Here is a 24,537-nt window from a genome sequence, read left to right as displayed (position 1 = left end):
CATGATTCGAATCGTCATCGCAGAGGACCAACGGATGCTGCTTGGAGCGTTAGGCTCCCTTCTTAGCCTTGAAGAGGACATAGAAGTAGTCGGTAAAGCATCAAATGGCGAAGAGGCGATTGCTCTTGTTCAACAAATGAAGCCGGACATATGTATTATGGATATTGAAATGCCAGGAAAAAGCGGGCTGGAAGCAGCTGAGGAATTGCAAGGATTCGGATGCAAAGTCATTATCTTAACGACATTCGCCCGTACCGGCTACTTTCAAAGGGCTTTAAAAGCCAAGGTCAGCGGCTATTTATTAAAAGACAGCCCGAGTGAAGAACTGGCCAGCTCCATCCGCAGCATCATGGCAGGAATGCGTATTTATGCACCGGAGTTAATGGATGATTTCTATAGTGAAGAAAACCCTTTAACTGAGCGTGAAAAAGAAGTGCTAGCGCTTGTGGCAGAAGGGAAAAACACAAAAGAAATTGCAGATGAGCTTCTTATCAAAAATGGCACAGTGAGAAATTATATTTCCACAATATTCGATAAGCTTCACGTGAAAAATCGGATTGAAGCCATTTCCCACTCGAAAGAAAAAGGCTGGTTTAAATAATGAAGCCCTATCGTTATAAAAGAGCCTCCATACAGCACTGGGACTTTGACATATCGAGTCCATAGTGTGTATGGAGGCTTTGCATTTGTTACGGCAGCTTAATTACAGCCATCATTACATTCCATGCCCACTGTTTTTATTCTGTCTAGAGTGATTTCTGTTTTTCACTTTGTGTGATCCGCTGAGCGGCTTAGGCTGTCCAGATTGGTTCTCCTTTGTTTTCGAAGGATTTCTGCCCATTATACTCCTCCAAGCGTCACATCAGGATTATCTGCCGTATTTTCAGTAGAAAATCGTTTTTCTTCGGCTTCAGAGTATGTCGTACGATACGGGAAACGCTCAGCATGCTGGGTAACAGAATCTTTACCTTGCTGTACAAAACGCTTAGATTTGTTTCTTTTTCCCATGATCCATCCCTCCGAAGTATTTATTGGCACAGGATGCGCTGTGCTGTTCTTATTTTGTCTCAATGGCTTATTTATATAAGATGAATAAATGAGCAAACTCATACGGAAGGAATTTTTTTCTACAGCGAATACCTTTGAAAATAACGGACATGATAATAAGGCAAGGAACGAAAACTCCAATGGGGTGATGGCTTTGGACACAGATCGTACGAACCCAGAAACGGGATTTTCTATAATCACATCATGTAAATGAGGTGTTTGTCGAAGATTAAGTACAGGCTGTACAAACCATTCGTCTCTCTTGCACAAAAAAGCGAAGAGAAAATTTTCTCTTCGCTTTTTCCCTGTAACAGAAGGGAGGGAGTCTTTTGTGTCTGTCTAACGTAAAAGAGGCTGCTTGCAGAAGCCGACGCATCGACCTCTGGGACAGCCTCTTTTAATAGGGCAATTACATATCCCAAACCATAGCTAGCAATGTTCCAAATAAAGTAACAAGAGCGATGATTAATCCGTAATAGATGTTTGTATAAATGGAGGCTCTATCCTCAGTTTCGCCAGCATGCATGAATACAACGAGCTGAAGGCCTGCTTGAACAAATGCTGTGATAAGAAGAACCGTCATTCCGCTAGCAAATGACATATCCATGAAGTAAACCAAGAGAGCCACTGCCGTCAAGATCAGTGAAAACACAAAGCCCATTACTTGTTTTGCCGGGAATAATTCTTTCATATTACATCATTCCTTTCATGTAGATGAAGCTGAAGATGAAAATCCAAACTACATCTAGAAAATGCCAGTAAAGAGAGAAAATGAAAGATTTATTAGCTGTTTCCGGCGTTAACCCGCGCTTTCTAACTTGCAGGATGATAAATAATCCCCAGAAGAACCCAAGTGTAACGTGCGCTCCGTGTGTTCCCAGTGTTGTTAATAACATGGAGGTAAATGCACTAGTTTGTAAGGCTGCCCCTTCATGTACATATACGACAAAATCGTAAATTTCGACTCCTAGGAATCCTAGACCTAAAATTAATGTTACAGCAAAAAATGTTAACATCGCTTTTTTCTTGCCAAGACGCATCGCATGAATGCCAAGGCCAATGGTAAAGCTACTTGTCAAAAGCAAGAAGGTTTCAATCAATACTGGAGTGATTTCAAAAATCTCAGCTCCAGTAGGACCGTTGCCTGTGCGATTCGCTAATGTAAAATAACCAGCGAAAAGCGTTGCAAAAAGCATGATTTCGGCACCTAGGAAAATCCAAAAGCCTAAAATTTTCAACCGATTTTCTTCTGTACTATATTCCAGAGGAAGCGAGTGATCTATTTTCATTGATTAAGCACCTCGCAATTTTTCTTCAGTTTCTTTCACTTCTTTAACCGAAATGTGACGTCCGTGATCTTTTTCAAATGAACGGTGAGTCATGCAAGCAAAAATGCCGATTGTTGCTAGGATTAATGGAATCCATAGAGAGAATACAAATGAGAAGCCCCATACAAAGAAGATCGCACTCATGATAAACGGTACGCCGCTGTTATTTGGCATATGAATTTCTTTGTATTCACCTTTAAATAACTCGTGGCCGTTTTTCTTAGCATCCCATAAAGGTTCCTCTGAATTCACTTGTGGCACAACCGCAAAGTTATATTCAGGAACCGGAGTATGAGTTGCCCATTCAAGTGTACGTGCATCCCAAGGATCCGAACTGATATCTCTTGAAGCATAACGTGTGCTGTAGTAGACGTTATAAACGAGTAAGACAAAGCCTATGGCAAGTCCTAGCGCTCCAACAAAGGAAATCATGTTTAATGGTCCAAATCCAGTTGATTCTGAATATGTGTACATACGGCGCGCTTGTCCGTCTAAGCCAGTGAAGAACATTGGCATAAACGCAACAAGAGTACTGATAGCAATAATCCATGCTGTTAATTTTCCGATTCGTTCATTCAGCATGAAGCCAAACATTTTTGGCCAATAGAAAGTGAGGCCCGCAAGCATCGCAAACACAACACCAGGAATGATAACCATATGGAAGTGAGCCACTAAGAACATTGTATTATGGTACTGATAGTCTGCGGCTGACATTCCAAGCATTACACCAGTCACCCCACCGATTGTGAAAAGCGGAATGAAAAGCATCGAATAAAGCATTGGAGTCGTAACAACGATTTTCCCTTTCCAGAGGGTGAGCAACCAGTTAAAGATTTTCACACCGGTTGGAACGGCAATCGCCATCGTTGTGATCGAGAAAATACTGTTGGTTAGTGCTCCCTGACCCATAGTAAAGAAATGGTGAGCCCAAACTAAGAACGAAAGAAGGGAGATAATAACCATTGACCAAACCATTGATTTGTAGCCGTATAGATTACGGCGAGCAAAGGTTGAAATAACCTGACTATAAATACCGAAAGCTGGCAGAATCAAGATGTATACTTCAGGATGTCCCCATACCCAGAAGAAGTTCGCCCAGAGCATATCCATTCCGCCGTTTTCTGTTGTAAAGAACTGTGTTCCAATTAAACGGTCCATTGTTCCCATTGCAAGTAATACGGTTAATACAGGGAAAGCAAAAACAATAATCGCATTAGTGATAAGAGAAGACCATGTGAACATTGGCATTTTCATTAGAGTCATGCCAGGAGCTCTCATTTTTAGGATTGTCGTCATAAAGTTAATCCCTGTCATCAATGTCCCTATACCAGCAATCTGGATCGCAATCATATAATAGTTCGTTCCGACAGATTCACTAAATTCGTTGCCTGCCAGCGGGAAATATGAAGTCCATCCAGCGTCAGGAGAACCCCGACAACGAAAGAGATGTTAAATAACATTGCACCCATAAAGAATAACCAGAAACTTACAGCATTCAAACGTGGAAACGCTACGTCACGCGCTCCAATTTGTAATGGTACAACAAAGTTCATAAAACCGATAATGAATGGCATCGCCATAAAGAGGATCATAACGACCCCGTGTGTTGTGAATATTTCATTATAATGCTGAGCATCCAGCAGCTTGCTTTCAGGAGTAGCCAGCTGGGCACGCATCATGATCGCATCTACGCCGCCGCGGAATAACATCAGTAAAGCGGAAAGCAGATACATAATACCGATTCGTTTATGATCTACTGTTGTTAACCATTCGCGCCACAGATATCCCCATTTTTTAAAATAAGTTAAGCCGGCAACGATCGCAACACTTGTAAGAACAATGGCAACCATTGAGGCATAAATCGCAGGACTTGCATGCGGTATGGCAAATCGACTAAAGAAATCCATACGTTTGTGACTCCTTTCAGGAATAAATTGCTTATCGTATAAGGCTTAGTTGATTGATTAAATGATTACTAACCTTAGTGGTGCATGCCTTCATGCTCTGAAGACATATCCATATCATCCATGTTTTCATGCTCTGAATGTTCATCCGATTTTTCAGATTCATCAGAGGAGCTATGGTGATGTTCAGGAGGCGGTGAAAAACCTAAGTGAGTGCCAGTAAAAGTAGATTTTCCAAGGTGCCCCGGCTCTAGTAAATCATTAAATTTTTCTTCTGTAAGAGGCTTAGCTGTTTCCTTTACTTCTTTTACCCAATCATCGAATTCATCTTGAGGCATGGCTTTGACATCAAATGTATTTTCAGCAAAGCCTTTACCGCTGAAGTTTGCATTTCGACCCATATATTCTCCTGGCACGTCAGCCGCTAGGTGCAAGGTGGTAATCATATCACTCATTGCATACTTTTGGCCTCCAAGTTGTGGAATCCAGAAGCTAGTGATTGGTCCGTAAGAGTAAAGTTTAAATTCAAGCGGACGGTCTGTAGGAACATACAGATAATTAACTGTCTCAATGCCTTCTTCCGGATAGCTGAAATGCCACTTCCAGTTAGAGGAGGAAGCATAAACAACTAACGGTTCTTTATTTCCGTATCCTTCCGGCTTTGCCTCCACTTTATAGTTACTTTGAACAGAGACGAAGGAGAGAAACGCAACGATTATAATCGGAATCCCTACACAAATGGCTTCAACAATAGCATTCCCTTCAATGTGAGGCGGCTCATAATTTTCAGGTTGTTTTGAAGCACGATATTTGATTAACATAAATGCTAATAGAGCGAAAACAACAATGACAATGATCGACATAATTCCAATCGATAACAGAATGTCTTTAGCTTGTGTTTCAGCTTGAGGTCCTTTAGGGTCTAAGACCAGTAATCGATTATCGCAACCGGCAAGCACAGTAGCAATAGTAAAAAGTACAGATAATACGACCCATTTGAATTTCATAAATGTAACCCCTTTCCTGTAGAAATTTGAAAGCATCGCAGAATTACAGATTGTGAACAAAATGTGAAAAAATTCACAAGAAATTTCAATAAGTTCAACACATATTTCCTGACTGCTTCATCTGCTTTTATATTAGTACCGTTAACCTAAAAAAACAATTGTTATTCGCCCATGTCACAAAATGTTCATTCTCCTTGTGGAAAATTAGGGGGGCGCAGGTTGTTTTTCAATTAATTGTAAAAAAAATCTATGGTAATTATATAAAAAGAAAAATATTTTGAAATAATAAACTAATTCCATACTTATGCTCGATTCTTTTGTTCACTACATACATAAAATGGCTGGGGCAATGGTATAGTTAAACTGATACTGTTTTTTGTATTTTCAGATTATAATAAAGAAAAAGAAAGTAGGGAGAGGCATGACAAATATTCAAACTCCATCAACAGATCTTGAAATTGCCATGAAAGCTAAAATGCATCCCATCGAGGACATTGCCAAAAATGCAGGCATCCCAGATGAAGCAATTGAACCCTATGGAAGATATAAAGCAAAAATAGATGTTTCTAAATTGCCGAAAAGAACGGAAAATGGAAAAGTCGTTTTAGTGACAGCGATTAGTCCCACACCAGCAGGAGAAGGGAAGTCAACAGTTACAGTGGGATTGGCAGATTCTTTGTCTCGCTTAGGGGAGAAAACGATGATCGCTCTCCGTGAACCTTCTCTTGGCCCGGTCATGGGAATCAAAGGGGGAGCGACTGGCGGTGGGTATTCGCAAGTGCTGCCAATGGAGGAGATTAACCTTCATTTTAACGGCGATCTTCATGCGATTACAGCAGCTAACAATGCTCTTAGTGCTCTGATCGACAATCATCTTCACCAGGGAAACGCACAGCAAATCGATCCGCGGAGAATTACATGGAAACGAGTACTTGATCTGAACGATCGGGCGCTGCGCAACGTGACAATCGGGTTAGGCGGACCCACTCATGGAGTGCCGCGGGAGGATGGTTTTGATATTACGGTTGCTTCTGAGATCATGGCGATTTTTTGCTTGGCAACTGATTTGGCAGACCTGAAGGAGCGGCTGGCACGCATCGTTATCGGTTATACATATGACAAGAAACCTGTGACAGTTCGGAATTTGGGTGTAGAGGGCGCGCTGACTGTCTTGCTTAAAGAAGCATTTAAACCGAACCTCGTTCAAACAATTGAGGGGACACCAGCTCTTATTCATGGCGGGCCTTTTGCGAATATTGCCCACGGCTGCAACTCTCTTACAGCGACTAACACTGCACGGCAGCTGGCTAATATTGTTGTGACCGAAGCGGGATTCGGTGCAGACTTAGGGGCAGAGAAATTTATGCATATTAAATGCCGGCAAGGAAAATTCTCACCGGATGCGGTTGTGATTGTGGCAACCGTGCGGGCTTTAAAAATGCACGGCGGCGTTCCGAAGCAGCAATTAAAGGAGGAAGATGTGAAAGCCGTACGAGCAGGCATTCCAAATTTAGAGAAGCATATTGATACCATTCGCCGCTTTGGGATCGAGCCGGTTGTTGCAGTTAATCGTTTTATTTCTGATACACAGGAGGAAATCAACGAAATTCTTAACTGGTGTCAAGCAAATAATATTGCTGCAGCGATAGCGGATGTATGGGAAAAAGGGGACAAGGCGGATTGGAGCTGGCAGGCCTTGTTCTGAAACAATTGGACAAACCAGCTCACTTCACACCTCTCTACGATATGAATGATAAAGTCACCGACAAAATACGAACGATTGTGAGAGAAGTGTATGGTGGAAAAGATGTACAATTTACTGACAAAGCCCTGAAACAGCTTGTTGATATTGAGCAAAATGGCTGGGATACACTGCCGATATGTATGGCAAAGACACAATATTCATTTACTGATGAACCAAGGTTAACGGGACGTCCAGAGGGATTCACTATTACAGTAAGGGAGATTGTCCCCAAATTAGGAGCCGGGTTCCTCGTCTGTTTGACTGGTGACATTATGACAATGCCCGGACTGCCTAAACAGCCGGCTGCATTGAATATGGACATTGACTCTGCTGGAAATATTATCGGATTAATGTAAGGGGCACTTTCCACTTCATTCACAAAAACGAACGCTCCATACCGATTATGGAGCGTTCGTTTTTCCCTTATTATTACTTGCTCGCAGCAATGAGCAACCATGTAATGTTTACTATCTTTCTCTTAATTTTTTTAGATTTCTGCCTTTAAATAATCTCATGCACATACTAAAAAGGGCTTCTACAGTGGATTTCACCTCCATGTTCTTTTTCTGGAAGCCCAATCATTTATCCCCTAGCATGTTTTCCCTCCTTTATTTAAAAGAAGATTCTTTTATTTACCTTGATATGTGGGTATGTAAGACTGTTTTAACCAAACTGTATTTTAATGCTGCAGCAATATGCTATAATAACGGAGGCAATAGAATAGGTTTCTCAAGGGTGGTCGGCGCACTCCTCCAAGTGTTTAATTTACAAGGAGGGAGGTGTTGCCGTATGACAGTCTATGAGGCGTTAACTTTAATGATCTCGTTCGCGGGATTGGTTGTGCTAATTCTGTCAAACAAAAAAGACTAAAACCGCCCTTGAGCTTAGCGGACTCGGGCGGCTTTGGCCTGTGTAAGCGCTGATCCCCTTAGAGGGAACCTGCTATTGCATGGCCGTTCTCAATGTTACCAGCATTGGGGACGGCATTTTTTATTATTTGATGATTTAGTTTCATTATACCCGAAAGCGCCAAATTTGAAAACATTCGTACCTTATTTTACTGTATTCTTTCTTCTATCTCCTGGCACACTTCATCAGCGGATAAACCGTTGGCTTCGATAACAGGTGCTTCTGTTAAGGTATCATGAATACCCATCACATTAGAATCGATTCCTGTTATTACACAAGCTGCGCAGTTTTTTAAATCTCCAGCGGCTTTTAAATCAACCACATCATATCCTTTGGCCTGGAGTGCCTGAGTAACATTTGTAAGCGACTGTTCCACAGCAATTCTCTTTGTCATTTTACACCCTCCTTAGATTCATGACCGATTGGTTTCGCTGCCCATTAGCGGGGAAGCTGCCCGCTAATGGAAGCTTCACTTTGTAGGTTGTCTGTTTCTATTGATTTTATGCGGCATTTTTTAGAAAGGGGAAGGCATGTCAAAGGATAAAGGGAGAAAAAATACATAAGGCGCTAAAAGGAAGATCCTTTTAGCGCCACAGCTTATTTTAACGGATATTCATTTCGCTTGGTGCTGGCCCTTTGCGACGGTTGCGGTTCAATCCACTGATCTCTCTCATTTCATCTGGAGACAATTCAAAGTCAAATACATGGAAGTTTTCCTCTATCCGGGAAGGAGTGACGGATTTAGGAATTACTATTGTATTATTTTGTATATGCCAGCGCAGCACAACTTGAGCTGGTGATTTGCCATGTGCTTCAGCAATTTGCTGAATAACAGCATCCTTCAGCACCTCGCCGCCTTGCTCTAGCGGACTCCATGCTTCCACAAAAATATCATGCTTCGCACAAAATTCTTTCATTTCGGTTTGTGCAAGATATGGGTGACACTCCACTTGGTTAAGGACAGGTTTTACATCGCACTCTTTTAGAAGGCGTTCCAAATGCTCAATGTCAAAATTACAAACCCCGATTGCTTTTACACGGCCGTCATGATAAAGCTTTTCCAGCGCTTTGTATGTATCTACGTACTCATCATATTTTGGAGTCGGCCAATGGATCAAATACAAATCAACATACTCAAGACCCAATCGTTCCAAACTCTCCTCAAAAGCGCGGAGTGTATTCTCATAGCCTTGATCGCTATTCCATACCTTTGTCGTTATAAACAGCTCTTCACGAGGTACGGAAGATTGTTGAATCGCTTTTCCGACACCCGTCTCGTTTTGATAAACCATTGCTGTGTCGATCGATCTGTAACCCACTTCAATCGCTTTGGCTACAGCAACAGTTGCTTGATCGTCTTCCACTTGCCAAACACCAAATCCAAGCTGGGGCATCTTTAAGCCGTTGTTTAATGTCACAAAATTCATTAGGCATGTCTCCTTTATATGAAATATAAATGGCTTCTCCATTTCAGGTACAGTACTAAGAATAACAAGAGGAGGGATTATTTTCAATTAAGGCAAACCGGCAGACAAAAAACAAGCTTCTTTGAAATATAAGTTTAGTTATGAAGCTTTAGTGAAAGAATCAATGTAATAAGGAAACTAAAAATAAAACTGGGGGTTGATGCTTTATGGAAAAGACGACACGAACAGTAGCCGAATTGATCCTTGACCAGTTATCTTTATTCGGCGTCAAGCGGATTTATGGAGTAGTTGGGGATGCTATTTTTGGCCTTATTGATGCAATGGCCAAGCAGGATAGAATTAAATTCATCGCAGTCAAGCATGAATCAACAGCAGCCTTTATGGCATCAGCAGAAGCAAAGTTAACAGGCAATCTGGGTGTCTGTATCTCTACAATGGGTCCGGGAGTCGCTAACCTATTGAATGGGTTAGGAGACGCCTATGCTGATCAGGTACCCGTTCTTGCTATTACCGGACAAGCCCCCACTAATAAGATCGGGACAGCTTATAAGCAATATGTAAATCAGCAGGAGCTGGTGAAGCCATTTGCCTCTTACTCTGCAAACTTAGCGAACCAGGATGCAATTATTGAACTTTTACAAAAAGCAGTGCAAACCTCTATGGGCCAGCGAGCTGTGAGCCACCTTTCTGTTCCAAAAGATCTTTTAGACAAAACGACTGTTGTTAAACCAAGACAACTGCCGGCTGTGATAGAAGGAGGGGACACTTTCACTCAGGAAAGCTTGGATCAGGCAGCGGCCATCATGAAAACAGCCAAGCGCCCAATGATCCTTGCAGGTGCTGGTGCATCCACCGATCCAGAGGCAATTGAACAACTCGCTGAACAGTGGGGGGCAGGTATTCTTGTTAGCCTGGGCGGCAAAGGGTTATTGAACGAATCCTCTCCGAACCTTTTGCAGGGGATCGGCGAAGGTGGAAATCCTTATGCGCCAGAAGTATTCAAAGAAGCGGATGTTGTACTGCTTGCCGGCACTACATGGTGGCCTGAAGGATATGTGCCAACTGATGCGCGGATTATTCAAATCGATAAGAATTTTGATAAAGTGGAAAAAGGCATCCCCGTGGAGCTCGGAATTACTGGTAAAACAGAGGAAGTTGTCCCACTGTTAATAAAGAGCCTTCAAGGATTTTCACATTCTGCCGACTGGTTAGCTCGCTGCCGTGAAGCTAAAGAAAAGTGGGCTCGTCAAAATGAACAGGAAAGTCATACTTCCGGCTCTCCAGTTTATCCTTCGACCATTGTCCGGGCGATCGAACAGACAGTAGATGCAGATGCTATTCTTACACTCGATACAGGAAATGTCACTGTCTGGATGAACCGTAACCTACGGCAAAAAGACCAGACTGTTCTCTTTTCAGGGTATTGGCGAACCATGGGCTTCGGCCTTCCAGCTGCTATGGCCGCGAAGCTTGAGAAGCCGGAGAAACAAGTAGTAGCTGTTGTTGGGGATGGCGGACTGGAAATGACGCTGGCCGATCTCTTAACAGCTACACGCTATGAGCTCGACATTACTGTCATTGTAATGAATAATCATGCCCTGCAAATGGAAAGAGATAAACTGAAAGCAGCCGGTGAGGAGGAGGTAGGCGTGGAGCTGACCAACCCGGATTTTGTTAAAATAGCTGAAGCCTGTGGCTGGAAAGGTTTTCGTATCGAATCAGATTCGAACTTAGACGATGTTCTTCAGGAAGCATTCAATACGCCTTCCCCTACATTAGTAGATATTCGTACAGAGCAAGCTGTCTTCCCGGGCAGTAAATAACGAAAAGCTGTGGCCATCCATTGCCACAGCTTTTTGCTTTGAAAATAATTATTTATGATACTCCTCCTTCGGATTATCACCCATTTCCTGATAAAAATCTTCTACCCCAAGATATTTATGGAAATAGACTGCCTCAAGACCGGGCGATGTCCGCTTTCGTTCAAACCATTACAAATGTGACTTATCTAGAATCCATCGGCCGTATTAACATGCGAGAGGACAATGGAAAAATCTATTATTATCGAGAGTCTTAAGGCGATCGGAGAGATAAAATTTACTCCGTTAAGCATAAATGACACGATACTTTTGGCCGTTACTTTCCCCATGAGTCGTCCGGAGAGACTTATGAGCTTTTTGGTCTGCACAAAACTAAAGAATAGAAGGTGCCTGAAAGAGAACAGTTAGAAAGTAAAAGGAGAAATGATGTATAATCGAATGTAAATGAATTTTTTAATTTACCTATAGAATTGAGGATATCGTATGAATAGCTTTATTGTCATGCAAGGCCACACTTATCAAGAAGAAAAAGAGCAAGGTATTATTTGGTCTCCTCAAAAAGATAAAGGAGGCAATACCCCGCATTCATGGTTGCGTATGACTGAAGTGAAAGAGGGTGACAGAGTCTTTCATTACGTAAAAGGAGAGATCGTTGCGATCAGTGTTGCCTCATCAAATTGTCAAGAAGCGACCAAACCAGTTGCTATGCAAAGTTTTGAGCAATGGGGAGAAAACGGCTATTTAGTGCCGCTTCATTATCATGAATTAGAAGTACCTTTAAACATACGTACGAGTTTCGATGCATTGCGTCCTCTGCTGCCGCTTAAATATTCACCTTTCCAACAAGATGGCAACGGAAATCAAGGGTACTTATATCCATGCAATGAAGAGTTAGCCATTAAACTGTTAGAACTTATTAGCGACCTTAATATTTACGAAGTAGAACTCGAACAGCTTGAATTAGCCATGGGCATCGTTCGTCAAACAGAGCGCAATACGATTGTACCGATGATTGCTGAAACGGAAGCAGAAGCAAAAGCGAAAATTCGTTTAGGTCAGCAAAAGTTCAAACGTGAATTATTACCATTATGGGAGCATAAGTGTGCACTTTGTGGCATCGAACTTCCTGCATTATTACGAGCAAGCCATTCGAAACCATGGAAAGACAGCACTGATATAGAGCGGCTAGATCCGTTTAATGGCGTGCTTTTATGTTGCAATCATGATGCTTTATACGACAAAGGCTATATTGCCTTTGATGGCCGGGGGCGTCTGCATATTTCACCGCAAATACCCGAAATAGATTACGATAATTATAGGCTTCACCCTAAAATGAAAATTGCTCGCTACGAAGAAAATAAACCCTATTTTAGATGGCATAAAAAGAATGTTTTTCGGCAGTAACATGCTAACAGAAAAGGTATAGAGGAATTGGCCTCCTTATGCCTTTTGCTTGTTCTACATAACAACCCTGTCACAACAAAGCATGAAATGACCGGAAAAGAGTTTCTGAAATGAATAAGATGGAAGCAAGGGAGTGATGGACATTATGGCATGGATCGTATCGCTGCAGAAGGCAATCGATTATATTGAAGAGCATTTGCTCGATAGTGACCTTTCAATCGAAAGGGTGGCAGAAGAAGCGAATGCGTCTGCTTATCATTTCCAGCGCACATTCGCCATTTTGACGGATATGGCAGTTGGAGAGTATATCAGAGGCAGACGTTTGACACTGGCGGCACAGGAGCTGACCCAAACTGACAGCAAGGTCATTGATCTGGCCTACAAGTATGGATATGAAACTCCCGAATCCTTTGCTAAAGCTTTTCGCAGGCAGCATGGCATGACGCCAACTGAAGCAAGAAACTTTAGAGGAAAGCTGAAATCTTATAACCGCCTGACAATTCAGGTGAGTCTGAAAGGAGCAGAACCCATGCAATATTCAATTGTAAAAAAAGAAAGTTTCCACGTGACAGGGGTAAAGAAGGAGTTATCTTTAGAGGATGGAAAAAATCTTATCGCCATTCCAAAGATGTGGGATAAAGCGAACAATGACGGAACGGCTGACAAACTTCTTGAATTAAATGACGGCGATATTAAAGGGATTCTTGGTATATGTGTAGATAAGCGCAATACAAAGCCTGACAGCATGGAATACTGGATTGCTGCTGCTTGTGAAGGCCATGCATCTGATAAGCCTGGCAACTTTTTGAGCATGGAAATCCCGGCAGCCAAATGGGCGATATTCGAAGTGCATGGCCCTATGCCTCATTCCATGCAAAATGCTTGGAAGCAAATTTTCTCGGAATGGTTTCCCTCCAGCGGCTATGAGCATGCGGGTGCGCCAGAATTAGAAGTCTATTCAGCTGGAAATCCAACAAGTCCAGATTATTACTCAGAAATTTGGATTGCGGTCAAATAAGGAAAGAAAAAAGATTGCTGTTAAGCAATCTTTTTTCTTTCTAGTTTATCAACACTACGTACGCCTATGTTCGACGAAATTGATTGAAGCTAGCTTTTACCTGAACTTACAAGCAAACCTATTTCCTCTCCAATCTTCCTAATCCCGTCCTCAATCTTTTTATCCTCTACTTGAGAAACACTCAAGCGGATGACATTCTCCTTTTTATACAAGGGGAGATACATTCCGGTCGCATCTTGGACAAGCACATTCTTTTTCTTGAGGCCATGGACGAGGTGTGCTGCTTTCATATGAGAAGGCAATTGAATGGTAGAATAAAAACCGGAGTCAGCACCAGTGAATACTACCTCGTTTGGAAGATAGTTACGAAACGCTTGTTTAAGTATCTTTCCTTTTCTTTTATAGACTTTCCTAAGCCCTCAATGTGAGCATTATACATCCCGCTTTGAAGATAAATTTCTAATGCACCTTGGGTCAGTACAGGGGTATGAACATCCGCAGCAAATTTAGCTTTCGCAAATAATCCTAGAAGGGCATCTGGCAGGACGGCTGCTCCCAGTCTCAAGCCGGGTAATAGGACTTTTGAAAAACTTTTTGTATAAATAACTCTACCGGACGGATCATACGCAAACATAGGATCAGCCTTTTTTCTTGTGTCAAGATCTCCCATGTAATCATCCTCAATGATGAATACATCATATCTTTGTGCCAATTCCACAATTTTCTTTTTTTCCTTGTTCGTATAGCTGTATCCAGTAGGATTTTGAAATCTAGAGACGGTATAGAAAAATTTAATTGGCCTTTCTTTGAATACTTTTTCTAAATATGCTAGATCAATACCATCCCTTGTCATCTCTATTCCAATTGCCTGTAAGCCACGGGAGCAAATAGAATCAATAAAGCTGAAATGGGTCGGCTGCTCCACACAGATTTCCTCTTTTCCATTTGGAAAGGGGAGAGCTACAAGAATATCAAGAGCCTGCTGGGAGCCAGAGACCACACAAATTCTTTCCGGGGGCGTGAAAACTTGCAGCTCTTGCAGCTGCCTGGAAAGCTGATAGCGCAGTGACGGTAGGCCAAGAGGTTCTGCGTATTGAAACATTTCTTCCTTGTATAGTTCAATGGCCTGGTTAATACAGTGCTGATAATCGCGGTAAGGCATCTGCCATTTATCAGGACCAGCGGATGAGAAATCAATGAATTCCTGCGGAGGATTAGACGCCAAGTTCTGGCTGCCTACAAGAAAATAACCACTTTTGGGAACTGAATAAATTTTATGCGCTTTTTCTAGTTCATTGTAGGCTTTAATAATTGTGTTAATGCTACAGCTAAACTCTTCTGAAAGTGAACGAATAGAGGGCAACTTCTCACCAGGCTTAAGCCGGCCATCGGCTACTCTACTCTGAATTTCATTTATAATCTCTTCGTATTTCATCTCTATAAAGCCCTCCATCTTCGCCATCTGTATGGGCACAGATGACATTTTTAGCCTCTACCATGAAAGAAGATTTCCCTATAGTATAAATTACCAGAAGGGGCATGTAACTTCAGTAAAAAAGGAGGAAATCACATTGAAAATGTACGACTCTAAGAAAAGGCCAATTAGAAAGTTTATTCATCTAGCCATACTCTTTTTCGTCTCCGCCATGTTGGTTTTCACAGGTGCATCAAAAGCAGCGAATGCGGAAGTTCAAAAAACAAAGAAGCTGGAAATTGAAGAATTGTTTAATGGCAAAGACGGCACAATGGTACTTAAGAACTTAAAAAACAACCATACTTACGTGTATAACAGTAAAAGAAGTACAAAAAGACTGACACCTGAATCCACCTTTAAGGTGCCTAACGCTTTAATCGGACTAGAAACAGGCGCTGTAAGGGACGAATATGAAGTAAAGCGCTGGGATGGAGTGATCAGAGAATTTGAAAGCTGGAATCGGGACCACTCGTTAGCTTCAGCCATGCGAGAGTCAGCTATCTGGTTTTATCAGGACTTGGCGAGAGATATCGGTGAAATGAAGATGCAAGAAAACATTAACCGAATCGGATATGGAAACAAGAATCTATCAGGAGGTATTGATAGATTCTGGCTTGATAGCACATTGAAGATTTCAGCAATGGAGCAAGCTGAATTTATAGAAGACCTTGTAGAAGAAAATCTGCCATTGAAGAAAAAAAACCAAAAAACAGTTAAACGAATCATGATACAGGATGAGCAGGACCATTACACGCTTCATGGGAAAACAGGAACAAGGCTTTCGGACATGGGATTGGGCTGGTATGTGGGCTTCATAGAGACAAAAAAAGAAACTTGGGTATTTGCCGTTAACCTCAGCGGATCAGGTACAGAAGCTAAAAATATTGCTATTGAAGCATTGAAGCAAGTGAACATTATCAGATAAGAGGGTTGATAATGATGCATGAAAACTTAATTTAAAAGGATTGAAAGAGCCTATCATAAATTAATATAGGCTCTTTCTTTTTCATCTAGCTTCTGTCAAGTTATCGTCTATAATCCGATTTAATAAATATATTAATAAAATAATATCCCTGTATAAACCCGTGATTTTTTTCATTTTCCACTAATTAAATTATACAAAGATAACTATATTGTAGTATTTATGGTGAGTTCATCCAAAATAATAGGTGTTAGCTTCAGCGTGTATTCTAATGTTTAGATTCATTCTCCTCATTAACAAATTGTCCAATTAATAGGAGAAACAACCTTACCTTTTGGGTATTATCTTCCCTATCATTTCATGCTATATTTTTCAAATTACCAATAATTGATAGAATGTTTCAAAAAATAGGAGGGATTCGATGAAGGCAGATATCGTTTTTTTGAACGGTGAGGTCATGACTGTAGATGAAAAGGATTCTATTCAACAAGCCATCGCAATCAAGGGAAATAAAATTTTGGCTGTTGGTTCTAATGAAGAGTTGCAAGCATTTGCAAGCGAAGGAACACGAGTAATTAATTTGAATGGAAAGTCATTGCTTCCCGGTATCATTGATGCTCACTTGCATCTCATCCTGTACGGCGTTTTCCAATTGAACTTAAGCTGCAAAGAGCCAGACATGCAGTCAATGGATGCCTTATTGACTGCGTTAAAGAAAAGAGCCGCTAATACACCAAAGGGCCAGTGGGTGCGGGCCTGGGGCTTCAACGAAAGAACGATAGACGAAAAACGCTACCCGACTCTAGAAGAACTCGACTCCATTTCCACGGAACACCCGGTCGTGATCACCAGAACGTGTGGCCATATCGGTGTCGCCAACAGCTATGCCCTTCAGTTAGCCAATATAGATGCACATACAATCAATCCCCAAGGTGGCAGCATAGAAAAAGATACGGATGGCAACCTTACAGGACGCCTTATCGAAACCGCTTATATGAAAATGAATGAAACCGCCAGATACACTCCACAAGAAATCCAGCAAGCTATTTCTATCGCTCAGCAGCATTTTATAGAGGCAGGAATAACAAGCGTACATGAAGCAGGAACCTTTAATCAGGAAAGCTATCGACTCCTCCAGCTTGCCTCCCACAGCGGTGACCTAAAAATCCGTGTCTATGCCATGATCGGCACGTTGAATGACTGTAAACAATTCACCTTGAATATGATGGAGGCCGGTGTCATCACAGGTACGGGAAATGAGTTTTTCAAAATCGGTCCGGCCAAGCTTTTCACAGACGGCAGCAGTACAGGGCCAACAATTGCGACTAGGGAAGGGTACACGAGCAATAAACAAGACCATGGCATACTGTATTACTCGGAAGATGAGATCTATGAAGTATTAGGAGAAGCCCATAAGCGAGGCTATCAAATAACTGTTCATGCTCAGGGAGACCGCGCCATTGAGATGTACTTAAATGTTGTGGAAAAGGCGCTGCAAGAAGTTCCCCGGGAAAATCATCGGCATCGCATCGAACATGCGGGCATTGCAAGCCCTGATCTGCAAGAGCGAATGAAAAAGTTAAATATAATCCCTGTGCCGAATCCGCCATTCCCGTATGAATTTGGAGAAAGTTATCTACATAACTATGGAAGCCGTGTGAATTACATGTATCCAGCCCGTGATTTTATCGACGCAGGAATTGTAGCTGCCGCTGGATCCGATGCTCCGATTACGACCTGTAATCCATTTATCGGCATCTATACAGCCGTTAACCGCTGCATGAAAAACGGCACTTCGTTCGAAGAGGCTCAAAAAATAAATTTGCTAGAGGCGATTCGTATGTATACCTATAACGGCGCATACGCCAGCTTTGAAGAAACCATCAAAGGCAGCTTAGAAGCGGGTAAACTGGCTGATTTGGTTGTCTTAGACCGCAGCATCTTGAAAGAATCCGAGGAAAATCTGAAAGATATTCAGGTCGAACTAACGATGATAGATGGTGAAATTGTTTTTGAGCGGACAAAGGCAACTGCACGTTCATAATTAAAGGCTCGATACCCAACAGATTGGGCAAAACAGCTAATAACAGGACTTGTCATCAGCCAAAGACCATCAAGGGGAAAATGGAGCGACAACCATGTTCCGAACAGAGAAAGAAGGAAATACTTCTATAGACTAAAAGCTCCTATGGACAGCGCACTATCAATAGGAGGAGTGGAATTATGATTAAACTATTGCTCATTGTGCCTTTCATCGGAATATGCTTCTTGCTGCCATTTGTCAATAAAATTGAACCGTATGTATTGGGATTGCCATTCCTGCTGTTTTGGATCGTATTATGGATGATTTTGTCATCAGCTATCCTGGCTATCGTCTATAAGTATGATCCTGCTAACCAGGGAGGCGAAGAATAATGAACATCGCATTGATTATCATATTCGCCTTCGCTGCGATTGCTCTCTTTCTCGGTATTCGAGCAACACATGGGAAGAAAATGAATGTAGATGAATTTGCCGTTGGAAACAAAGGGTTCGGTACCCTTTTTGTTTTCCTGCTGATCGCTGGTGAGGTATATACAACTTTTACCTTTCTGGGTGGCAGCGGATGGGCGTATTCAAAAGGTGCAGCCGCATTCTATGTCCCTGCCTATATTTGTCTGGCTTACGTCGTTTCGTATTGGATCGTTCCGAACATTTGGCGCTATGCTAAACAGCATAACATCATCTCTCAGCCTGACTATTTTGCTTCAAAATTTAACAGTCCCATATTAGGTCTGGTAGTGAGCTTTATCGGAACGATCGCGTTGATTCCCTACATCGTCATCCAGCTCAAAGGTCTGGGAATCATCGTCTCAGAAGCGTCTTATGGAAGTATTAGTCCGCTTGCAGCAAGTACGATAGGAGCTGTCATTGCTACTATATATGTCGTTATTTCAGGAATTCACGGATCCGCCTGGACTGCCGTTCTTAAAGACATCATGATTTTGTTTGTTATCGTTTTTCTTGGACTATATATTCCTTTCCATTACTTTGGTGGAATTCAGCCTCTATTCAAAGCGGTAGAAGCACTCAAACCTGAAAGTCTCGTTTTATCAACTGAAGGGTTGAGCATTTCTTGGTTCGTGTCTACGGTGATCCTAAATGCCTTCAGTTTTTATCTATTGCCGAATTCCTTTTCCGTTGTTTTATCCGCCAAGGGAGAGAAGTCATTGAAAAGAAATGCGATCACCTTGCCTTTATATACCTTGCTCCTGTTATTCGCATTTTTCATCGGCTTTGCAGCTATCATACAGATCCCGGGGTTACAAGGAGCGGATGGAGATTTATCTTTACTGCGTTTAACTCTTCAAACATTTGATCCATGGGTGGTGGGCATTGTCGGAGCGGCTGGCTTGCTCACAGCCTTAGTTCCAGTCTCTGTGATGTTAATGTCTGCTTCCATTGGATTAATGACGGGATTTTATAAATTGATAGCCCCCAAATCTTCTGATCGTCAGCAGTTGATTGTTTCCAAAGTCTTCGTTTTAGTCATTATCGTCATTGCGTTCGTTTTCACGATTACAGGCGGCAATGCTTTAGCAATATTGAATATTATGTCTTACAGTTTAATTGCCCAACTTGTTCCGGCATTGTTATTCAGCTTTTTCAACCAGCGTGCCATGAATAAGTTCGGTGCCATGGCAGGAATCATTACGGGAGTTGCCATCGTTTTATATGCAACGGTTACATCCGCTAAGCTGGTTGATTTCTTCCCGTCTATTCCTCCGGTCCTTAACGATATCAACACAGGAGCCATTGCAGTAGCGGTCAATGTCATTGTAGCCATAATTATCAGTCTAGGGACCAATCATTTGATCCATTCTGAAACAGAACCCGTCTACCAAGAACCGGCAAAAAATCTTATGAAATAAAGGAAGGAGGCGATCCGCTATTCAGGATCGCCTTTATATGCATTTATGTAGGTATATAGGTTAAAAAATGATAGTACGACAAGAAAGGAAGGTGGTATAAAGCGGCGATTGTCATAGTATTATCCATTACTATCATTGTTGGCAGCATTGATCATATGGTATTTGTTTCCGCTCATTTTCTTGATCGGACTTATTATGTCTTTAAGAGAAAACGAGTGAAACAAGAGGGAGGAGGCACTCTTGTTTCTTTACCTAGACCCGGAGTATTCAAATGGCTGTAAACAACCTGGGCAGCAAATAATTCCACTTACATACTTACAGAAGTAGATTGGCTTTTAGTATGCGTTAGAAAATAGAATAGTCTCTGTAATTATGTAAACTAATAATTCTTTGTCTACTTTAACGATTCAACGTTTTCTCTCAAAGGATAAATACAAAAATTTCCCAAAACATGTATCCATGATGTTTAATGTTCTCTAAATTCAAGGAGCAGCAGAAGTTCATCCAAAAACACCTCAAAGGATTGTCAAACAAACACATACCCCCAGAGCGCATTTTCTGCGTGACTATTTCGGAGGTTCGTATTAAAACGCTGCAAAGAAAGAGGTCGAACTTAAATGAGTCGAATTGTATGGATTATCATGAATGTTGTGACCGGATTATTTGTTGCTTTTTCTAGTTTTATAGGCTTTTTAATTAGCGGAATAGCAGACACGGATGAGCCCACAAATGATTATCGCATACTGATCTGGTTACTAGTTTGGATTATTGGCTTAGTTTTGCAGTATAAGTTAGAAACTAGATTACTCGGCATAATTATTTCACTCATTCCCGCAGTGTATTTCATATACGTTTATATTTCTGTGATATATGTAGCGCCAAGCTAAGGTGAAAGATCGGCAGTTAGTGAGACAGTCATGCGCGAAGTAGAAGTATACAAGGATTATGTAAAATTTGCGAGATAATAATTATTAGGAGGACTAAAGGGGAGAAGATTAGTTAGACCATGTTATTTACGTTTTATTTTAGTTAACATAATATAAATTATAGGAAGTTAAATCATTTTATCTCATTTTAAAAGTATACTATTAATATTGAGATATTTTAAAAATAAAACGAGATGCTTTTTAAGCTGATTTTTTATACTGATTTTATTGATTGATCATTAAACACGACTTATTAAGCCGACGGTCATATTCTTTTGTAAACATGCCGCTTAATAATCCATCTTTTTTTAAATTTGAATGTGATCTATATAAAAATAAAATAAAAAAGTTATTTGCTAAAGCTTTTGCTGCGCTATTGCTTGTTGTAAAATTTTTTATCCTTTTAATCCGTTATAGAACGTTCATTTTTAACATTCTTGATTGATTGGATCTTTTTTTATCCAAACCATCTCCCTTGCCGATAATTCATCCTCTGACAAAATTATGAAAAAATACGCAGAAGACATAATTAGGAACTGAAACAATTTTATGATGAGTTACCTCCCTCTTATCCACTTCCCTTTTTTAACCATTTCATGATTTTGCCAAAAGCAAAACAAGGCATCTTCCTGAACACTCAGGGATGCCTTGTTTTCGTCGCTGTTAATGCATTTATCTTAAAATTTTAATTTCATCGTGTTCCATGCTTTTGGCTCCATTGCTAAAAACGACTCTCGTGTGAAAACGATATGAGCGGCTATCAGATGAAGAATCTAATTCAGCTGGCAACAGGAACGTGAATGGGATTTGATCTGATTCTTTGGAGACAATTGATTTTGACATCAGTCTTGTCACAGCCCCTTCAACCAGTTGCTCCGTTTGCGTCTTGCTGTCTGTGACGACTAAATCACATTCAAGCCTCTTAATTTCCTGTTCAAACCACCCGCCTTCAAGAGAGAAGTATCCAGTCACTTTTTCTCCTGGAGCAAACTCTCTCTTATCTAAAACAAGGTGAATGTGTGCTGAACCAATACGTGAAAAGCATTGGCTGATTAATTCTCTAATCACGATCCGTAAATCCTCCTGCATAATGGCATAAACTTATCCAATCATTATTTTTTCTTCTGTATAACGGAACCGATCAGGCTGACGGTTCAGCGTAAGTGCTACTGCTAACGTTAAAGGGCCTAATCTTCCTGTAAACATGGCGAGTATGATGACCACCTTGCCGATAGGAGTTAAATCCGGTGTCAATCCCATCGATAGCCCTGTTGTGGCAAAAGCTGACGTAGCTTCAAAAACAATCATCAAAAATCCCTTGCCTGTTTCCGTAATCGTTAAAATCATTGTTACAATAACAACAACTGATAGGCTGCTTAATATAATCGTAAGAGACTTATAGATTAATTTATAATCAATTCGTCTTTCAAAAAAAACAACCTCTTCCTTCCCTTTAATCTGGGACATGACCGCTCCAACCAGCGTAGCAAAAGTCGTTGTCTTAATCCCTCCACCTGTAGAACCAGGAGAAGCACCAATAAACATTAAAAGATAATCAAGAACAAAGATGTATCTGTCAAATCAGCAATATTTAGTGTGTTCGATCCCGCTGTACGCGCTGTTACTGATTGATACAAAGCGCCTAAAAACTTCCCCGTCCACGATAAAGGCTTCAATGTTTTTGTATTGTGAAATTCCAACAAGAAAATTAAAACCGTTCCTACTCCAACTAGCAAGAAGGTTGTCACCAGAACAATTTTTGTGTGTAGAGATAAGTTTTTTCTCTTCCGGTAGTCATACAATTCGTTCATGACGACAAACCCGATGCCTCCCATAATGATTAACGAGCAGATCACTAATACAACGATTGGATCATCTACATAGCCGGTTAAACTTCTAAATTCACCCATAAGGTCGAATCCTGCATTATTAAAATTGGAAATAGCATGAAAAAATCCATAATACATCGCTTTCCCTATCGGCATATCAAAAGAGAAACGAATGGTAAGCAATATCCCCCCGATAAACTCACAGGCAAGCGTGAAAAGCAAAACCCGCCTTACGAGTTTAACAATCCCTTCAATGGCCGGGGAATTAAAAGCTTCCCGTAAAATCAATCGTTCTTTCAAGGAAATTTTTCTTTTCAACAAAAAAGCAAACAGCGTTGCAACCGACATAAAGCCTAGCCCCCAATTTGGATGAGGCCCAAAATAACAAGCTGGCCAAAGGTGGAAAATGTGGTGCCTGTATCAACAACAACCAGGCCCGTTACACACGTGGCAGACGTGGATGTAAAAAGGGCATCTAAAAAGGATAGGCCCTCTCCGTTTTTTGTCGCCGCTGGCAACGTCAAAAGATAAGCTCCTAACAAAATAACAAGAGCAAATCCGCCTGCTAAGATCTTAGGGGGATCCATAAAATGATTGGATTTGCTGTTCACGATAGTATCTCCTTCACTTCTCAATCCTAAATTTTTCTTAAAGGGCAATGGACTAATGTTGAAAGCAGGGCAACAAAAAAACACTAAGAAGCCCTACTTAGTGTTCTTTACACAACACAAAGCAAACCTCCTTTCAAAACGCTGATGGGGTTAGCTGTCGGACTCGGGCCTTGAAAGTAGCCCTACCTTCTAACGAAGGATTCACCCCAAGTGCTATGCACAAAAATGGGTCCCCCACTTCCTCAAGAATTAAGCGATATTAGGTATGATTTAATGTAAACATTAAATTGATAATAGCTACTATACTCTCGGAAAAACCATTTGTAAAGATAGAATTTGCAAATTAAAAGTCCTGAACCTGCCTGCTTTACCATTCAGTACAATAAAACAGGCACCACCATAAAAAAAGCCTGCATTTTTTGCAGGCTTCCTCGCTTTTTGATAAATGAAATGGCTCTTATATTTATGGTTCATGATCGACAAGAAGATGAAATAGCCTCTTTCTATGTATCCATATATATCGTTCAAATTCTAACTAGTATTCTCATTGTGACAAACGATAAAAGAAGAGTCTTCACTAGACATAATATTGTTATTGTTTGCTGTTTGTCATATCAATCCAATCAACAGATAAACGGCAGTTCCCCAGATAAATAGACCAGAGCATTTGTTGAATATATTCATTAACCCTCCTGTACCATCAAGCTTTTTCATAATCGCACCTGCAATCGTCAATCCCAAAAACCAAATCCAAGACACTGTCACACAGGCGATTGTAAAAAAAACTTGCTCTGTGCCAACATATCTTAATGCACTTGTCCCGATCACTCCCACTGTGTCTAAAATAGCATGAGGATTTAGTAAAGAAACAGATAAAGCGAAAATAATTTGCCGCCGGATTGATAATGCTTTATTCTCTTCCGTATCCATTGGCGCAGACCGCCAAATAGCGTACCCCATGTAAAGCAAAAATAAAATTCCGACGATCATGAGACTAACCCGTAGCCATTCAAATTGTAAAACAATCACGGATAGACCAAACACGGCTAAGATAATTAAAAGTGTATCGCACAATGCAGCTGTAATAGCCGCCGGCAGTGCTTGAAACAGTTTTGGCTGTGTGGCTCCTTGCGAAAATACAAATACATTTTGCACGCCTAAAGGCAAAATAAGACCAAAGGCTAAAATGATCCCGTGGATAATGGCATCCATGTCATCAACTCCCTTCCAATTACTATCGTACTATGATACAACTA

The 24,537-nt window shown here is 41.1% G+C and carries 19 protein-coding genes, 4 pseudogenes and 1 riboswitch; of the genes and pseudogenes, 11 read left to right on the top strand and 12 right to left on the bottom strand.

All coding sequences use genetic code 11. The features are described 5' to 3' along the window. The first annotated feature begins 1 nt into the window (after position 1). On the top strand, positions 2-601 hold the full coding sequence (locus CJ483_RS01530; RefSeq protein WP_120031271.1) for a response regulator transcription factor: 600 nt from the start codon (positions 2-4) through the stop codon (positions 599-601). A gap of 114 nt (positions 602-715) precedes the next feature. On the opposite strand, the gene CJ483_RS01525 is transcribed toward CJ483_RS01530, so the two are convergent. The 6 genes and pseudogenes from CJ483_RS01525 to qoxA all read right to left on the bottom strand — a co-directional run bounded on the left by CJ483_RS01525 (position 716) and on the right by qoxA (position 5,286). Next, entirely contained in the window at positions 716-841 is a 126-nt protein-coding gene (locus tag CJ483_RS01525) for a small acid-soluble spore protein P (protein WP_120031269.1), read from the bottom strand. Then, positions 841-1,008 (bottom strand): hypothetical protein, encoded by a 168-nt coding sequence (locus tag CJ483_RS24295; protein ID WP_182916931.1) that lies wholly within the window; start codon positions 1,006-1,008, stop codon positions 841-843. The genes CJ483_RS01525 and CJ483_RS24295 overlap by 1 nt, the downstream gene beginning before the upstream one ends. Before the next feature lie 448 nt (positions 1,009-1,456). After that, on the bottom strand, positions 1,457-1,738 hold the full coding sequence (qoxD, locus tag CJ483_RS01520) for a cytochrome aa3 quinol oxidase subunit IV (protein ID WP_120031267.1): 282 nt from the start codon (positions 1,736-1,738) through the stop codon (positions 1,457-1,459). 1 nt (position 1,739) lies between these two features. After that, the gene (gene qoxC / locus CJ483_RS01515; RefSeq protein WP_120031265.1) at positions 1,740-2,336 is read right to left on the bottom strand and encodes a cytochrome aa3 quinol oxidase subunit III; all 597 of its coding nucleotides are present in this window, start codon (positions 2,334-2,336) and stop codon (positions 1,740-1,742) included. 3 nt (positions 2,337-2,339) lie between these two features. After that, a pseudogene (gene qoxB / locus CJ483_RS01510) lies at positions 2,340-4,282 on the bottom strand (cytochrome aa3 quinol oxidase subunit I). A 74-nt stretch (positions 4,283-4,356) separates the two neighbouring features. After that, a complete protein-coding gene (qoxA, locus tag CJ483_RS01505) occupies positions 4,357-5,286 on the bottom strand; it encodes a cytochrome aa3 quinol oxidase subunit II (protein WP_120031263.1) in 930 nt (309 codons plus the stop codon). Between the two features lie 421 nt (positions 5,287-5,707). Between qoxA and CJ483_RS01500 the strand changes: the two are divergent. Together CJ483_RS01500 and CJ483_RS25605 are read left to right on the top strand one after the other, a co-directional pair. After that, positions 5,708-7,386, top strand: a pseudogene (locus tag CJ483_RS01500) (formate--tetrahydrofolate ligase). 157 nt (positions 7,387-7,543) lie between these two features. Then, a complete protein-coding gene (locus CJ483_RS25605; protein WP_481747706.1) occupies positions 7,544-7,900 on the top strand; it encodes a putative holin-like toxin in 357 nt (118 codons plus the stop codon). 187 nt (positions 7,901-8,087) lie between these two features. Here the strand turns inward: CJ483_RS25605 and CJ483_RS01495 are convergent, their stop codons facing one another. Together CJ483_RS01495 and CJ483_RS01490 are read right to left on the bottom strand one after the other, a co-directional pair. Beyond that, a complete protein-coding gene (locus CJ483_RS01495; RefSeq protein WP_120031261.1) occupies positions 8,088-8,333 on the bottom strand; it encodes a YkuS family protein in 246 nt (81 codons plus the stop codon). 208 nt (positions 8,334-8,541) lie between these two features. Continuing rightward, positions 8,542-9,366, bottom strand: a complete 825-nt coding sequence (locus CJ483_RS01490) for an aldo/keto reductase (RefSeq protein WP_120031258.1) — start codon at positions 9,364-9,366, stop codon at positions 8,542-8,544. A gap of 206 nt (positions 9,367-9,572) precedes the next feature. Here CJ483_RS01490 and CJ483_RS01485 point away from each other — a divergent pair, with 206 nt between their 5' ends. The 4 genes from CJ483_RS01485 (at position 9,573) to CJ483_RS01470 (ending at position 13,608) form a co-directional block, all read left to right on the top strand. Beyond that, positions 9,573-11,189 carry a thiamine pyrophosphate-binding protein gene (locus CJ483_RS01485; protein WP_120031256.1) on the top strand — a complete coding sequence of 539 codons (1,617 nt, stop codon included), beginning with the start codon at positions 9,573-9,575 and terminating at the stop codon, positions 11,187-11,189. 20 nt (positions 11,190-11,209) lie between these two features. Next, positions 11,210-11,443, top strand: coding sequence for a hypothetical protein (locus CJ483_RS01480; protein ID WP_120031254.1), 234 nt, complete (start codon positions 11,210-11,212; stop codon positions 11,441-11,443). Between the two features lie 226 nt (positions 11,444-11,669). Next, positions 11,670-12,590, top strand: a complete 921-nt coding sequence (locus tag CJ483_RS01475) for an HNH endonuclease (RefSeq protein ID WP_120031252.1) — start codon at positions 11,670-11,672, stop codon at positions 12,588-12,590. A gap of 145 nt (positions 12,591-12,735) precedes the next feature. After that, positions 12,736-13,608 carry an AraC family transcriptional regulator gene (locus tag CJ483_RS01470; protein WP_120037735.1) on the top strand — a complete coding sequence of 291 codons (873 nt, stop codon included), beginning with the start codon at positions 12,736-12,738 and terminating at the stop codon, positions 13,606-13,608. An 89-nt stretch (positions 13,609-13,697) separates the two neighbouring features. On the opposite strand, the pseudogene CJ483_RS01465 reads toward CJ483_RS01470, so the two are convergent. After that, positions 13,698-15,043, bottom strand: a pseudogene (locus CJ483_RS01465) (aminotransferase-like domain-containing protein). Between the two features lie 166 nt (positions 15,044-15,209). On the opposite strand from CJ483_RS01465, the gene blaOXA reads away from it, so the two are divergent. The 4 genes from blaOXA to CJ483_RS01445 all read left to right on the top strand — a co-directional run bounded on the left by blaOXA (position 15,210) and on the right by CJ483_RS01445 (position 19,915). After that, complete coding sequence (blaOXA, locus tag CJ483_RS01460) at positions 15,210-16,007, top strand: class D beta-lactamase (RefSeq protein ID WP_259455766.1); 798 nt, start codon at positions 15,210-15,212, stop codon at positions 16,005-16,007. A 418-nt stretch (positions 16,008-16,425) separates the two neighbouring features. Next, positions 16,426-18,048 (top strand): amidohydrolase, encoded by a 1,623-nt coding sequence (locus CJ483_RS01455; RefSeq protein WP_120031250.1) that lies wholly within the window; start codon positions 16,426-16,428, stop codon positions 18,046-18,048. 179 nt (positions 18,049-18,227) lie between these two features. Continuing rightward, a complete protein-coding gene (locus CJ483_RS01450) occupies positions 18,228-18,419 on the top strand; it encodes a DUF3311 domain-containing protein (protein WP_120031247.1) in 192 nt (63 codons plus the stop codon). Further along, complete coding sequence (locus tag CJ483_RS01445) at positions 18,419-19,915, top strand: sodium:solute symporter family protein (RefSeq protein ID WP_120031245.1); 1,497 nt, start codon at positions 18,419-18,421, stop codon at positions 19,913-19,915. Before CJ483_RS01450 ends, CJ483_RS01445 begins: the two co-directional genes overlap by 1 nt. Before the next feature lie 1,598 nt (positions 19,916-21,513). On the opposite strand, the gene CJ483_RS01435 is transcribed toward CJ483_RS01445, so the two are convergent. The 3 genes and pseudogenes from CJ483_RS01435 to CJ483_RS01425 all read right to left on the bottom strand — a co-directional run bounded on the left by CJ483_RS01435 (position 21,514) and on the right by CJ483_RS01425 (position 24,493). Further along, positions 21,514-21,909: a sporulation protein gene (locus tag CJ483_RS01435; protein ID WP_259455530.1), complete on the bottom strand. Its 396-nt coding sequence runs from the start codon at positions 21,907-21,909 to the stop codon at positions 21,514-21,516. Positions 21,910-21,942: 33 nt separating this feature from the next. Next, positions 21,943-23,257, bottom strand: a pseudogene (locus tag CJ483_RS01430) (TrkH family potassium uptake protein). A gap of 149 nt (positions 23,258-23,406) precedes the next feature. After that, a riboswitch (cyclic di-AMP (ydaO/yuaA leader) is annotated at positions 23,407-23,547 on the bottom strand. Between the two features lie 343 nt (positions 23,548-23,890). Then, complete coding sequence (locus CJ483_RS01425; protein WP_120031239.1) at positions 23,891-24,493, bottom strand: LysE/ArgO family amino acid transporter; 603 nt, start codon at positions 24,491-24,493, stop codon at positions 23,891-23,893. Positions 24,494-24,537: the final 44 nt, after the last annotated feature.

The sequence above is a fragment of the Bacillus sp. PK3_68 genome, assembly GCF_003600835.1.
Lineage (GTDB): Bacteria > Bacillota > Bacilli > Bacillales > Domibacillaceae > Pseudobacillus.
The sequence above is the reverse complement of the archived record's forward strand: the minus strand, read 5'-3'. Positions and strand labels throughout refer to the sequence as shown.